Raw genomic sequence first — 13,983 nt, forward strand, 5'->3', positions numbered from 1 at the left:
CACAGGGGCGGCAACACACAACCAAATAACCAATTCAATATAAATAAATTGGTATCAATAAAACTTGGCACACTATTGAGTTCTCAAACAACAACCACACCCAGCCAACACACCACAAACCAACAAACAATCCATGACGATCAGTGCCGAGGCAACTTTTCAAGCTTACCCGAACTCTTTCAACAACGCAAATCCACTAAACAGTGAACAACACCATCAAAACATGAGAAATAGACCGGCAAAACCGGCCACATAAACTCGGGATTTTCGTTCCCCCATCAACCGGGGCAACTCGAAAAACAATACACCCCGTTTCGCATCTATGCAAATCCACCGCTCGATCAGCCGCTGGTCATGTATTCCGATGCATAGCTACCGCCGGGATGCACTTCGACTGGTCCGTCGTTGCGACATTTTTGCCACTACCTGGTAGCGCTCTTCAGTACATACTTTGGAACCAGTACGGCACAGAGCCCCGTGACGGCCCAGATGACAAGTGCCGCCAAGATCCACGTGAAGAATCCATGGATCCTGATGCCCCCGAATGGCATGCTGGCAATGATCAACGCCAACCAGGTGGAAACAAGTGATGCGAGGCCGGCAAGGGCTGGTGTGTACTTGGTGGCCAGCTTTGAGACGAAGCCCTCGAGAAGTGATTGTGCAATCGTAAAGACAACGACGGCGGTCAGTAGCCCACCAACGTGCAAAGTAAAGCCATGCAGGATTAGTGCGGCAAGAATAATTGCGACAGCTGAACTGCCTAATTGGACACCGATGCGAATCATGAGGTTCTTCATGTTCCGATCCTATGCCTCGAATTCCTTGATCTCATGAGTCGAGTCCTGATCACAGCCAGCGGGGAAGTGGTTCCGACCTATGTGTTCATAGGAGCAACACGTCAAACGGCACGTAGTCCGCCAGCAAAACACTCCGCCGGATGGGAACCCTCTGTGGACCTACGCCTCTACTCGTCTCCATATATAGGTATCAGAGTCAGCTTTATCTAGTTCGCGCTGGGATCGTCCTTGTATATAGTGCGACCGCGGCTACTGCACTCAAGTAGTGTCCCGCTCCTGTTTGTGTCCGATGTCCATCCCGGCGCCCTTATGAAGTCCTCCGTCAATCCATAGGACAGTTACGGATATAGCGATTTACCCGGCCATAACCGCGGGTCACCACAGTGGTTCTTCGGGCCAAGTGCTATCCCGGCCATCACGCTTGGCTAGCGGAGACCCCCTAGGAGACCGTTATGGCCGACACATACATAGAGAGAACACCCAGCCGCTACGTACTCGGAGCATTCCGTACAAGGCCGGGTTAGTGGCCAGAACGTCTGTATAGAATTGCCGTTTTGTCCAGTGCTTATGCGTGCCGTAGGGGTGTAAACATGCTTTGAAAGCATGCGGGGCGACGGTTCCCAAGAGCGTGACGGTTCCCAAGAGACAGACCAAAGTGGGGTGCGTGTACCCAGGAACATATGAAGAATGATCCGTCCAGAGCGGAATCAACCTTCCAGCAGTGCTCATGTCGGCCCATCCAAATCCTTCAAACGGCTGAGCACCTGGCGATGGATCGCGTCCCACAGGTGCCACTTACCAGGGCACTACATCATCAGGGCAGTACTTACGCTGGTTACGTCCAACGGGACATACAGGAAGGCGTCGATGAAGACCACATCAGTAACTGCGGAGCCCATCTTGCCAATCCGCCACAACACCGCCTTGAGCAACCAATGCTGCAACGGGATCCAAACGGGATGGGGCGGAAGAAGCCACTGACATGCCCGGGCTGTACACACATTTTGGCCGCTAACCCCCCGCTAACCCCCGAACCCACCCAGATCTGGGCACGAAAAAGCCCCGGTGGAACCATTGGTTCCACCGGGGCTTTTCAAAAACGTGCGCGAGGGGGGATTTGAACCCCCACGCCCTTTCGGACACTGGCACCTGAAGCCAGCGCGTCTGCCGTTCCGCCACTCGCGCGTTTTTCGCTATCCACCGGGTTTGTCTTTCGACTCTCAGTGGAACAGCGAGATCAAGCATATAGGACATCGCGCCGATTCACCTAAACGAGCCCCGCTAAGAGCCGTTGAACACTGCAAAATGGCCCACTGAACAGGCGTATTTCCGCCAACTGACGCGGAAGTTATGCTGTGTAAAAAAGTTTTGACAGCATCATGCCCAGGTAGGAAATTTGCCACATCCGAGCCAACTAATGGGGATATTCCAAGACTCCGGCAGTAGTATCAACTTTGAACCTGGTTGCCCGCAGCGCGGACGGCGTTCAAGTTGCGCTCTCCGTAGCGCAGCGGTTCCAAAGAATTTAGGGCATCACCCTTGCCACCGCAACATAGAAAGAGAGGAGAGCATATGGGATTGTTTGACAACGTTGAAAAAGGCATTGAAAAGGCAGTACGTGGCGCCTTCTCCCTAGGCTCCAAATCGTTGCAGCCGGTTGAAGTGGCAAGCGCTCTTCGTCGGGAACTTGACGACAAGGCGATGACGTTGGATGCCGGCCGGACACTGGCTCCCAATGTTTTTAATATTGAGCTGGGAGATGCTGACTTCGAACGGGCACGTTCATGGGGTGTGACCCTCGCTGAAGAACTGTGCGATGTGGTCATTAACCACGCGCGCAGCCAAGGCTATGTGCTCCAAGGCCCGGTACGGGTGGCATTCAACCACCTCGAGGACCTGCGCCCGGGACAGTTTGAGATTGTTTCCTCCACCGAGAAGGAAAACAGTACAGGCTCTCAAGTTCTACAAAGCCCTGCCCACCCACCTGTACGGCCACGCCAAGAGCCCGGCAACGCTCAACCTGCCGCTAGCCAACCCCCCGCTCAGGCCACACCTGTGTACAAGCGCCAGGCGCCCCCGGCACAGGGCCAGCCCGTTGTGGACATCGACGGACAGCGCTATGCCCTGAATGCTAACTCCATTATTTTGGGCCGCTCCTCCGAAGCGGACATTCTCATCGATGACACTGGCGTTTCGCGAAAGCACCTGGAAATCCGCTGTGAAGAGGGCTCCAACACCGCCGTGGACCTTGGCTCGACCAACGGCAGCTATGTAGATGGCCGGCGTGTGCAGGGGAGCACCGAACTGCACAACGGATCCACGATCAAAATGGGTCGCACTGAAATTATTTTCCGTATTTTGCCTCGACGCGGCGGTGGTCAGCGATGAACGATATGACTCTTGTAGTCACCATCTTGCGCTTCGGTTTCCTGCTCCTGATGTGGGTCATGGTTTTCAGTGTCGTTGCAGCCATGCGCCGAGACTTGGTCATTGGCCGTAAGGCCAAAGTGGGCGAACCAACAGCCCGGCAGGCCCGTAAACACCCGGAACTGGTTGAAACGGCGCCCCCACCAAAAGCCCAGGCCCGCCAACTGGTTGTCACCGAGGGGCCGCTAACAGGTACCACGTTGGAACTCAGTGGAACCCCTATTCTTTTGGGTCGCGCTCAAGAGGCAACCTTGGTGCTCGAGGATGATTACGCGTCGGGACGCCATGCGCGCTTGTTCCCCCAAGGCACCCGGTGGTTCATTGAAGACCTCGGCTCCACCAATGGAACATTCCTTGGCGGCACTGCGTTGACGCGTGCCCTCCCCGTGGAACTCGGGGTTCCTGTGCGGATCGGCAAAACGGTCATCGAATTGAGGCCGTGACATGGCCGAATACCCGCTAATACTGCGCTACGCAGCTAGGTCCCATGTAGGCCTTGTCCGCGCCAAAAATGATGATTCCGCCTACGCTGGCGAGCATCTGGCAGTTGTTGCTGACGGTATGGGCGGCCATGCGGGCGGCGATGTTGCCAGCGCTTCCACGGTTCTGGATCTGGTGCATCTAGATCACAACCACCACAATGACGACGCCGGCGCGCACCTCGCTGATGAGATTCAAACCGCCAATTCACTGCTGTCAGAGCTAGTTCATGTGAACCCAAAATTAGCAGGTATGGGCACAACGGTGACGGCTCTGCTGCTCTCCGGGAACCGATTGGCTTATGCGCATATTGGCGATTCTCGTGCCTACCGCCTCAAGGATGGCGTTTTTGAACAGCTGAGCACCGATCACACCTTCGTCCAGCGCATGATCGACGAAGGCCGCATGACCGAGGCCGAGGCTGAAGTTCACCCCCACAAGAACGTTTTGATGCGTGTCCTCGGCGACGTGGATGCCTCCCCTGAGCTTGATCTGAAGTACTTTGACGCCACGCCTGGTGAACGCTGGCTCCTATGCTCCGACGGCCTGAACTTTGTCCGTCCCGCCATGGTCGAAGAGGTCATCCGCCACACCAAGTCCCTATCGAGTGCCGCGGACACCCTCATTGAGTTGACATTGGCGGCCGGTTCCCCCGATAACGTCACCGTTGTTGTTTTCGACATTGTTGAATCCAATCCGGAGGAGACGCAAACCGCGGCGTTGGAAGCCGTAGAGGTGGACGCCCTGGCCTCGGATGATACTAAGCAGCGGGCCGTGGAGCAGAGCCCAGAAGCTTACGACGCTGGAGCCCCTCCTCTCGCGGCCGCGGCGGCTTCCGCTGCCCCCGTCGACGGTGACGAACAAGCAGCCCTTCTTGATCCCTCAGAAGATTCTTCGCCAGCTCCGTCAACTGACCCGACAGAGGCTGCCTCGGAACCCGTTCAGCTTAGTGAGCCCGCAGAGTTGACTGAACCAGGTGAGAGTCACGGCGACACGTCGGATTCACTGGATACTCACATTCGCGCAGCTGCCATCCGCAAAGAACTTCAAACACGCAAGCATGAACTCGTGGGGGCTGCGGTAACGGCAGCAACTGATGGCCGGATACCGCTTCTGACAAAGGCGCAGTCCTCACATCGCGCGGCAACGGTACTTACCCACAAACCCGCAGCAGAGCCCACCGTCGTAGAAGACACAGAAGAGTCGCTGCCTAGGCTGCGCCAACGCCCACTGGTATTGGCGATCGTAGGATTCTTGGTAGCCCTAGCCATCGTTGCGGGCTCATGGGCTGCATATGCATGGACCCAGACCCAGTACTTTGTGGGCGTCAACAACGGGAACGTGGCGATTTTCCAAGGTGTCTCACAATCCCTCGGACCTATCTCGCTCTCAGAATTGCACCGGGAAACCCAAGTGAAAGTTACGTCTCTGCCCGCCTATTCACAGCAGTTGGTGGCATCAACCATGCCAGCACGTACTCTAAGCGATGCCGAACAGATCATTAGCGATCTGCAGTTGGGTACGGGGACAAGCCTGCCGCCCTGTGAGCTGTTGGAATCCTCGCCGCCAACCACACCCGCCGCAACGGTGACTGGGACTGCAACGGCAACGGCAACGGCAAGTGCTACACCCACACCTAGTGCCACTCCCAGCGGTAGCGCAAGTCCCAGCCCATCAGCAACTGCCGTTGCTCCGTCACCGGCGCAACCTACCTGCATTCCTGGTGATGGACAATGAGTCAACTATTGACTGTGGCTAAACCTCGCCGCAATACGGAACTTCTCTTGTTGGTTCTGGCCCTTGCCATGTCAGCCATGGCTACGGCACTGGTCAACTTGAATCTAGGCCGGACTTTTGACAACGATTTCTATACACAGATCGCTATTCTGACCACCCTGGCCATCGCATTCCACGTTGTTCTGCGTTTCAAGGCTAAATATGCCGATCCGGTAATATTGCCCGTGGTGGTGGCCCTGAATGGTTTGGGGCTGGCTGTGATTCACCGGCTGGACATCACCTCCGGCGACACTGCCGCCACCCGCCAATGGATGTGGACCAGCCTTGCCGTGGTGGCGGCGATCACCGTGATCTGGGTGTTGCGCGATCACCGGATCCTACGCCGATACACCTACATCTCCTTGCTGGTCTCAGTGGTCCTCCTCATCCTGCCACTCGTCCCAGGCATTTCGGCGGGTAGTGTTTTCGGCGCCACGGTATGGATTTCCATTGGCCCCTTCACCTTCCAACCAGGCGAAATTGCCAAGATCACACTGGCTATATTCTTTGCCGGGTATCTTTCCTCCAACCGAGATCTGATCCTCCTTGCAGGAAAGAAGATCGGCCCACTCCAGCTCCCGCGAGTGCAAGATCTTGCGCCGATGATCGTGGCGTGGCTTGCCAGCGTTGGCGTCTTGGTATTCCAGCGGGATCTGGGTTCCTCAATCCTGTTCTTTGGCTTGTTCATGGTCATGATCTATGTGGCTACCAGCCGAGTTAGCTGGATACTTATTGGTGTGGCTCTGATAGCTGTAGGCGGCTTTGCCGCGTACCAGATTTTCCCGCACGTAGCTCGACGCATTGATGTGTGGGTGAATGCTTTTGACCCCGCATATATTGGCGCTCCTTACGGAAGCTTCCAAGTTGTCGAGGGGTTGTTTGGCCTAGCCAACGGTGGCCTCATCGGTACCGGCTTCGGTCAGGGTTCACCCGATGCACTGCCTGTGGCCAATAGCGACATGATCATTGCAGTCATTGGCGAAGAACTTGGATTGATTGGGCTCTTCGCGATCCTCTGCCTGTACGCACTGTTGATTGCTCGTGGATTCCGAGCCGCGTTGGGCACCCGAGATGCTTTTGGAAAACTGCTGGCAGTGGGGCTGTCCTTCGCCGTGGCCTTGCAGTGTTTCGTCATCATTGGCGGCGTAACCCGCCTCATTCCGCTAACCGGCCTCACAACGCCGTTCCTAGCGGCCGGCGGGTCATCACTGCTAGCAAACTGGATCATCGTTGCCTTGATCCTGAAGATTTCCGATGCAGCACGGCGACCCATTGATGTCTCTACATTGTCTGCCACCAACGATCCAACGCCCCATATCGATAAGACCCAAGTTAAGACCCAAAAGGAGGTGCCCTCACCATGAATGCTGCGATTCGTAATTCCTGGATAGTGGCCATCGCCTTGTTCGCACTGCTTTTTGGTTCAGTCTCTTATGTGCAGTTTTTTGCCGTGGACGCCCTCAATAAAAACCCCAGCAATCAGCGGCAACTCGTGAAGAGCTTCTGCAGCGCCAGGGGGCCCATCCTTGTTGACGGTCAGGCCATTGCGGAATCTGTTGCCACAAACACGGACTGTAAGTATCAGCGAACGTACAACGATCCTCTGTTGTATGCCGGCCTCACCGGCTTCTTCAGCAAATGGTCCGGACAATACGGTATTGAAGCGGATATGAGTGCGGAGCTAACAGGTAAATCTGATGATGCCCTCTTCGAGCGCATCTCCCAGATCTTCACGGGCGAGCAACCTCAGGGTCGCTCCGTAGAGCTCACCATTGATTCTGAAATTCAGAAACTGGCACTGGACATGATCCCCGATGGCATCGGCGGATCCATCGTGGTGCAAAATCCGAAGACTGGCGCCATCATCGCCATGGCCTCCAAACCCACATACGACACCAACTTGATGGCCACCCACGATAAAACGGCCTTTGATGCCTCCATGGCGGAATTGGTAAAGGTTCCCGGCATCAACCTGGCTGGCTCATCGGCCTTCACACAGGTTTACGCGCCAGGCTCGGTCTTCAAGATCATCGATACCGCAGCGGCCCTTGAATCCGGAAAATATAACAAAGACAGCATGCTTCCCAACCCGGCTGAGTTAACGTTCCCGGGCATGGACTACGCACTGCCCAACTACGCCTACGGCCAGTGCTACACCAAGGACAAAGCTTCCTTCACCTTCGCGTTGGAGAACTCGTGCAATACGCCCTTTGCCAGTATTGCCTTGGATCTCGGCCAGGACGCCATAACAGCCCAAGCCGAAAAGTTCGGCTTCAATGACAACTCGCTTTCCTTCCCTTCTGCGGTGGAGACCAGCCGCTTCCCAGGCAGTCAAGGCAAGCTTGATGACGCGGCTTTAGCCCAGAGCGCCATTGGCCAGCTGAATGTCGTTGCAACACCGTTGCAGATCTCCATGATGACTGCAGCCATTGCAAATGGTGGCCAGCAGATGGCCCCCAATCTCGTCAAGACGGTGCGGACTCCCGATCTCAAGACTGTTTCTAGCCTCACGCCGGAGGTTCTGCGTCAATCCACGACGCCGGAGATCGCCTCCCAAATCAAGGATTGGATGGTCAGCGTGGTTGACAATGGCATTGCTACAGCTGCGGGCGTCCCTGGCGTCAAGGTCGCCGGCAAAACAGGAACCGCAGAACTTGGAGATGGATTGAACAACGCATGGTTTACCGGATTCGCTCCGGCCGATGATCCCCAAGTGGTGGTCACCATCGTCATGCCCAAGGTGGATGTTGCCACCGGCGCACAACTTACAAGTCCCAATGCAAGCAAACTCTTCAAGGCGGTGTTGAACAAGTGAGGCCTATTTCTGGTATCACCTTAGGCGGCAGGTTCCAACTCACATCACGCATTGCCATTGGCGGCATGGGCGAGGTATGGAAGGCGCAGGATCAGGTTCTGGGTCGTATTGTTGCCATCAAGATCCTCAAGGATGAGTACACAGGCGATCCGGGCTTCCGCGCCCGGTTCCGGGCAGAGGCCAAACACACAGCCCTGCTCAACCATGAGGGTATTGCCAACGTCTTTGACTACGGCGAAGAGGATGGCTCCGCCTACCTCGTCATGGAACTGGTTCCTGGCGAACCGCTCTCCACCATGATCGAGCGTGAACGTGTGCTCTCGGCTGACTGGACTTTGTCCATGATTGCCCAGACGGCTCGTGCACTGGCAGTGGCACACGCTCAAGGCCTGGTCCACCGTGATGTGAAGCCTGGCAACTTGCTCATTACTCCTGAGGGTAAGGTCAAGATCACCGACTTTGGCATTGCCCGCCTGGCCGATCAGGTCCCCTTGACCCAGACCGGACAGGTCATGGGCACAGCCCAGTACTTGGCCCCGGAACAGGCCACTGGTCAGATCGCCACCGGCTCGAGTGACATATATTCGCTTGGCATCATAGGTTATGAGTGCATTACCGGACACCGTCCATTCTCGGGCGAATCCCAGATTGCCATTGCCCTGGCACAGGTCAACGACGCTCCTCCGCCGCTGCCCGATACCTTACCGACACCGGTGCGGGCACTTCTGATGTCCATGCTGGCCAAGGAACCTGCCAACCGTCCGGCCAATGCTTTGAAGCTCAGTGAGGCCGCCGAGGCCATTCGTGCCGGTGACATCAAGGCCGCACATGCTGCCGTCCCGGGAATGTTGCTTTTCGAAGCCACCACCGGCCCCATCACAGCTCCCGTGGACATCGACGCAACGGCTGCCACTTCCGTGGTCACCAGTGTCGCCGAACCTAGTACCACGGCGCTTCCCACGATCTCTGAAGACGTCGAAGATGCTCCCGCGGCTCCCACCCGAGCTGAGATTCTTGGTGCGGAGCGAGCCTGGCAGGCAGAGCAGGACAACCCTGCGGTCGCAGATTCGGACGATGACTTTGTGCCGCCTGCGGAACCAGCCAAGAAGGGCCGCAGCCCGTGGACCTGGCCCATGGTCGGCTTGATTGTTTTGCTGGTCTTTGCCGTCGGTGCATTGTTGTTGCAGAACACTAACTTCTTTGGGGGAACACCTGTTCCCACGGAGTCGAACTCATCAACCGCCTCTACACCTCCGAGTTCGACGCCCCCGACCACGTCTGCGGCACCTTCGCCAACCGAGGAGTCGCTGCCACCCACCACGGAAGCACCCGAAACGGTTGATGTGATCAACAGTGCACTAGCAGGAAAACCCTTCGCAGAGGTTGAACAAACGCTGATAAGTCAGAAGCTTGGGGTTAACCGCGTTGATGAGTTCAGCGATAGGGATGCTGAAGGAATAGTCATCTCAGTAAGCCCTACCGGGGCGCAGCCTCTTGGTACCACCATCACGGTTACCGTCTCCAAGGGTCCCGAGAAACCGCAAACCACAGCGGTACCTTCATTTGCTGGGCAAACCGGTGATGCCTATGATCAGGCCCTCGTTGCCGCCCAGTTGATCCCCAACCGTCTCGAACAAGCCTCGGACAGCGTGCCCCAGGGCAATGTCATCATTGTCAACCCTGTCGCTGGAACTCAGGTAGAGCTGCAATCACAGGTGACCTACTACGTCTCTAGTGGTCCGGCAGTACAGGAAACTCCGACGCCGGCGTCGGAAGAACCGACGCCGAAGCCGTAGCAGTGGACTTGCCCGCCAAGAAACCCCGAAATTTACCGTCCTCAGAAAGGACTGACTGGTACTCATGAGTATTCCGCGCGTCCTCAATGACAGGTATGAGATTGGGGAATTGTTAGGCCGTGGCGGCATGGCTGATGTGTACAAGGCTCAGGACATTCGTTTGGGCCGGACTGTGGCGATTAAACTGCTACGCGCCGATGTGGCGCGTGATTCGCAGCTACAGGCTCGTTTCCGTAGGGAGGCCCAGGCTGTGGCGGGCCTAAACCACCCTGCCATCGTCGCCGTTTATGACACGGGCGAACACGTCTCCGGTGACCATCCCGGCGATGGTGCACATGTGCCCTACATTGTCATGGAATATGTTCATGGCAAGACGCTGCGAGATCTGATCCGCGCCAAGAACATCACCATAGAGCAAGCCTTGGAGTACTCTATGGGCGTTCTGGCTGCCCTGGATTACAGTCACCGAGCGGGCATTGTCCACCGCGACATCAAGCCTGCCAATGTCATGGTGACCGAGGACGAACATGGTGTTCTGGGACAGGTCAAGGTCATGGACTTTGGCATCGCACGGAGCATCTCCGACTCTGCAGCCACTATGACTCAGACGCAGACTGTCATGGGCACCGCCCAATATTTGTCGCCGGAACAAGCACGCGGAGAAAGTGTCGACGCACGCAGCGACCTTTATTCTGCAGGTTGCCTGCTCTATGAAATGCTGGCTGGACGGCCGCCGTTCACGGGTGACTCGCCCGTCTCCGTGGCCTACCAGCATGTGCGTGAGCTGCCCCCCGCACCGAGTACCTTCAACACAGCCCTGACACCTGCCTTAGATGCTTTACTCATGCGTGCACTCCAGAAGGATAGGCAACAGCGTTTTCAGGATGCCGCTTCCTTCCGCCGCGCTCTCCGTGCGGCCGGGGCGGGCGTCATGCCACCTCCCGGACACGATCAGCCGGCCCATGCCGAGGCGAACCAGACCACAGTGATCGCCACGGTTGCTGACACCATTGCCTCAACCCCCCTACAGGAGCTGCACGACGCCGGCCCCTCCAGTCGCGCCATGGCCAAGGTTATGGCGGGGGGAGCGTTAACCACTGAGGAAGTGGTTCCGGAAGAACCAGAGGACGTGGCTCCTGCCGTCAAGCGCCGCCGTCGAGCCTGGATGGTGACGCTCTTTGTCCTGTTGGCGATCATGCTCGGCGGTGGGGCAGTGCTGGGATACAACATGTTGAACCAAGCACCTGCTGCTGTTGCGCAGGAAACCATTCCGGCCTTGGCCGGAATGGCTAAAGACGACGCAATGTTCCGCTTGAAAAACTTGGGCATGGACCCGCGCAGCACCGAAGAGTTCTCCACTGAAGTGGACAAGGGAGATGTGATTCGCACGGATCCCGAGGCTGGTATCGTCACCGAATTGGGCACCTCCGTAGAGGTATTTGTATCCAAGGGACCTTCCGAAGTACAAATCCCCGCGGCAGTGACCGGTAGGACCGAGGGCGATGTGCGTCAGGATCTGATTGATCTTGGCTTACTCATCCGTTCCACCGATCTGGTCAATGACGGCTCCGTAGGGGCCAATCTGGTAGTTACCACCGACCCTGCTCCGGGAGAGAAAGTCCCCGTAGGCACCAGCGTCACCATCAAGGTTTCCACAGGCCAGGTATCGATGCCATCATTGTTCGACCTAACTAAGGACCCTGCGCTGGTGAAGGAAACCGTGACGGCTGCTTTGAAGAAGGTCTCGGAGCATCTGGAGGTGACGTTTGAGGAATCTGAGAACTCTGTCGTCACCCCGGGTATGGTGACAGGGCAGTCCATTCAGGCCGGCACGGACGTGGCACAGCGGACAACTGTTGTGGTTACTTTGGCCAAAGCACCGGAGCCAGAGGAACCTACCCCGACCCCCACACCTACCCCAACACCCAAACAGACCGAATCAGCCCCGGCGGAACCAGACCCCACGAAAACACCCAAGAAGCCCTAGTCTGGCCGTTGCTGTGGCTAGCCAGGTCTACTTGGATCTAGCCGTGGCTACTGGAGTGGGGTCTAGCTGTTGATGAGTGGGCTCAGTGTGGCAGCCTTAGCGGCAGCACCTGTCAGGCCCAGTGATTCCAGCCAGTTACCCAACATGGTGTAACCACCTTCGGTGAGCACAGACTCTGGATGGAACTGGACCCCGCACAGAGGTGCGCCCTTATGCGCCAAACCCATGATCACGCCGTCGGCCGTTTCTGCCGTGACCTCAAGGACCTCAGGAATGCTATCCGGAACAGCGGAAAGCGAGTGATAGCGAGTGGCTGTGACAGGGCTGGGCAGGCCAGCAAACACGCTGGCGCCGTGATGATGGACCTCGCTGGTCTTGCCGTGCATGAGCTGCTCTGCGTGCGTGACCACACCACCATAAGCTTCAGCCAACGCCTGATGGCCGAGGCAGACGCCCAACATGGGCTTGTTGTTGCTTCCGCACCACTTGATCAATTCGATACACACACCAGCTTCTGCGGGCGTGCCGGGACCGGGGGAGACCAGTACGCCGTCGCGCGTGCCAGCCAACTCCACAGCTTCTGCCAAGGTGACGTCGTCATTGCGCACAACTGTGGTCTCAGCTCCTAGTTGTTGCAGATAGCCAACCAGGGTGTAGACAAAGCTGTCGTAGTTATCTATGACAAGAATCCGCACTGCCATGTCAGACTCCACCACCAATCGTTGAGTCATTCAGAGGGTTGAATTGGGAGAGCCATGGGAAGACGAACTGCATCAACACTAGGACGGCTGCTGCCAGGAAAAGGATCGTTGTGATGATGCGGAACCACAAGGGCCCCGGGAGGTTTCTAAAAATCCAGCCGTACATACTCAGCCTTTCCCGTTCTGGTTCGCCGCAACTTGGGCGGCAATCTCTGCTGGCGGGCCGGCGCTGGCCGGCTGCCAGGACTCCAACAGCGAGTAGCTGATAATCCGCTCTTCCGCGCCGAAGCGGGGATTACAACTGGTCATGGTCATAAAACGATCAGTGGGTGTGGCATCCGGTTGGGTGGGGACGGCAGCAAGGACGTCGGCCCGGTTTGGCATGACAATTTGGTTGTTCCGGAACACGTAGGTGTAGTAGCCGTCCTTGGTCTGAACGTAGATTTTGTCTCCGGGAACCAAGGTGTGGACGGCGTCAAGAACCGCGCCGTGAGTTTGCCGGTGACCGGCCACGGCAAAGTTTCCAACCCCGCCCGGCATGACGGCGCTGTCGTAGCGGCCCAAACCGAGGGTATCCAACTGTGCCGGGGCGGTGCCTTCCACCAGCGGCCTGCTGTACGTTGCGCCAAAGCGGGGAATGTAGACCACTCCGAACACTGTGCTTCCTTGATCAGGCGCGGCCATCACCTTAGGATCTCCATAATCTACGGGCGGTGCGTCCGCAGGCGGAGGCGTCACCGGACCTTGAAAGTCCTGTGCAAACTGGGAGACGGCGGCTTGCTGGGCGGAATTAGCCTCAATATTGGTCCACCACAGTTCCCACACCACGAATAGCAGCAAGATAACGCCACAGGTAATAAGCAGCTCGCCCAGGACTTGGATCAGGGTGCGGAAGAAACCTTGCTTGGGACGCTGAGCCTTTTGGCGCCGGGCAGCACGCTTGTTCCTGGTACGTATCTTCTCGTTATCGGTGATGAGATCGTCAACACCCACAGCTGATTCGACATGGTTAGGCGATCGAACCACGCGGGTCTCCTGACTGAAGTTGAGCGGTAATGTCATGCAATCTGCAGCTGCGTTAAATACAGCTAGAATTACGTCAACAATACCGGCAGTTCAGGGCCTTGGAACAATTCCCCAGCAACATCACAGGCAATGGACAGTCCACCCCCACCGAGGTGGTCGTTTTCAGCGATCACAATGT

General features: G+C 56.9%; 12 protein-coding genes and 1 tRNA gene. 8 read left to right on the forward strand and 5 right to left on the reverse strand.

Annotation, left to right across the window (positions count from 1 at the left end; all coding sequences use genetic code 11):
* Positions 1-207, forward strand: a 207-nt coding sequence (locus AB0O97_RS14690) for a hypothetical protein (RefSeq protein WP_363883692.1), incomplete at its 5' end; no start/stop codon positions are given.
* Between the two features lie 215 nt (positions 208-422).
* Here the strand turns inward: AB0O97_RS14690 and AB0O97_RS14695 are convergent.
* From AB0O97_RS14695 to AB0O97_RS14705, 3 genes are all read right to left on the reverse strand, one after another.
* Positions 423-797: a phage holin family protein gene (locus AB0O97_RS14695; protein ID WP_363844290.1), complete on the reverse strand. Its 375-nt coding sequence runs from the start codon at positions 795-797 to the stop codon at positions 423-425.
* 806 nt (positions 798-1,603) lie between these two features.
* On the reverse strand, positions 1,604-1,741 hold the full coding sequence (locus tag AB0O97_RS14700; RefSeq protein WP_363844287.1) for a hypothetical protein: 138 nt from the start codon (positions 1,739-1,741) through the stop codon (positions 1,604-1,606).
* Between the two features lie 158 nt (positions 1,742-1,899).
* Positions 1,900-1,982, reverse strand: a tRNA-Leu gene (locus tag AB0O97_RS14705).
* 387 nt (positions 1,983-2,369) lie between these two features.
* On the opposite strand from AB0O97_RS14705, the gene AB0O97_RS14710 reads away from it, so the two are divergent.
* The 7 genes from AB0O97_RS14710 to pknB all read left to right on the forward strand — a co-directional run bounded on the left by AB0O97_RS14710 (position 2,370) and on the right by pknB (position 12,078).
* Complete coding sequence (locus AB0O97_RS14710) at positions 2,370-3,185, forward strand: DUF3662 and FHA domain-containing protein (RefSeq protein WP_363883694.1); 816 nt, start codon at positions 2,370-2,372, stop codon at positions 3,183-3,185.
* Positions 3,182-3,667 (forward strand): FHA domain-containing protein, encoded by a 486-nt coding sequence (locus AB0O97_RS14715; protein WP_363844281.1) that lies wholly within the window; start codon positions 3,182-3,184, stop codon positions 3,665-3,667. The genes AB0O97_RS14710 and AB0O97_RS14715 overlap by 4 nt, the downstream gene beginning before the upstream one ends.
* Before the next feature lies 1 nt (position 3,668).
* Entirely contained in the window at positions 3,669-5,441 is a 1,773-nt protein-coding gene (locus AB0O97_RS14720) for a protein phosphatase 2C domain-containing protein (RefSeq protein WP_363883696.1), read from the forward strand.
* The gene (locus tag AB0O97_RS14725; RefSeq protein WP_363844275.1) at positions 5,438-6,844 is read left to right on the forward strand and encodes an FtsW/RodA/SpoVE family cell cycle protein; all 1,407 of its coding nucleotides are present in this window, start codon (positions 5,438-5,440) and stop codon (positions 6,842-6,844) included. The genes AB0O97_RS14720 and AB0O97_RS14725 overlap by 4 nt, the downstream gene beginning before the upstream one ends.
* A complete protein-coding gene (locus AB0O97_RS14730; RefSeq protein ID WP_363883698.1) occupies positions 6,841-8,295 on the forward strand; it encodes a penicillin-binding transpeptidase domain-containing protein in 1,455 nt (484 codons plus the stop codon). The genes AB0O97_RS14725 and AB0O97_RS14730 overlap by 4 nt, the downstream gene beginning before the upstream one ends.
* On the forward strand, positions 8,292-10,091 hold the full coding sequence (locus AB0O97_RS14735; RefSeq protein ID WP_363883700.1) for a protein kinase: 1,800 nt from the start codon (positions 8,292-8,294) through the stop codon (positions 10,089-10,091). Before AB0O97_RS14730 ends, AB0O97_RS14735 begins: the two co-directional genes overlap by 4 nt.
* A 64-nt stretch (positions 10,092-10,155) precedes the next feature.
* A complete protein-coding gene (pknB, locus tag AB0O97_RS14740; RefSeq protein ID WP_363883702.1) occupies positions 10,156-12,078 on the forward strand; it encodes a Stk1 family PASTA domain-containing Ser/Thr kinase in 1,923 nt (640 codons plus the stop codon).
* A 62-nt stretch (positions 12,079-12,140) separates the two neighbouring features.
* On the opposite strand, the gene AB0O97_RS14745 is transcribed toward pknB, so the two are convergent.
* Positions 12,141-12,779, reverse strand: coding sequence for a gamma-glutamyl-gamma-aminobutyrate hydrolase family protein (locus AB0O97_RS14745; RefSeq protein ID WP_363883767.1), 639 nt, complete (start codon positions 12,777-12,779; stop codon positions 12,141-12,143).
* A gap of 168 nt (positions 12,780-12,947) precedes the next feature.
* Positions 12,948-13,664, reverse strand: a complete 717-nt coding sequence (locus tag AB0O97_RS14750) for a class E sortase (protein ID WP_363883769.1) — start codon at positions 13,662-13,664, stop codon at positions 12,948-12,950.
* Positions 13,665-13,983: the final 319 nt, after the last annotated feature.

The organism is Specibacter sp. NPDC078692, assembly GCF_040686835.1.
In the GTDB taxonomy this organism is placed as follows: Bacteria; Actinomycetota; Actinomycetes; order Actinomycetales; family Micrococcaceae; genus Specibacter.

Coding starts and splice junctions, on each gene's coding strand:
- AB0O97_RS14725 (WP_363844275.1), top strand. CDS start 5,438: ATGAGTCAACTATTGACTGTGGCTAAACCTCGCCGCAATACGGAACTT.
- AB0O97_RS14720 (WP_363883696.1), top strand. CDS start 3,669: ATGGCCGAATACCCGCTAATACTGCGCTACGCAGCTAGGTCCCATGTA.
- AB0O97_RS14710 (WP_363883694.1), top strand. CDS start 2,370: ATGGGATTGTTTGACAACGTTGAAAAAGGCATTGAAAAGGCAGTACGT.
- AB0O97_RS14730 (WP_363883698.1), top strand. CDS start 6,841: ATGAATGCTGCGATTCGTAATTCCTGGATAGTGGCCATCGCCTTGTTC.
- AB0O97_RS14695 (WP_363844290.1), bottom strand. CDS start 797: ATGAAGAACCTCATGATTCGCATCGGTGTCCAATTAGGCAGTTCAGCT.
- pknB (WP_363883702.1), top strand. CDS start 10,156: ATGAGTATTCCGCGCGTCCTCAATGACAGGTATGAGATTGGGGAATTG.
- AB0O97_RS14745 (WP_363883767.1), bottom strand. CDS start 12,779: ATGGCAGTGCGGATTCTTGTCATAGATAACTACGACAGCTTTGTCTAC.
- AB0O97_RS14715 (WP_363844281.1), top strand. CDS start 3,182: ATGAACGATATGACTCTTGTAGTCACCATCTTGCGCTTCGGTTTCCTG.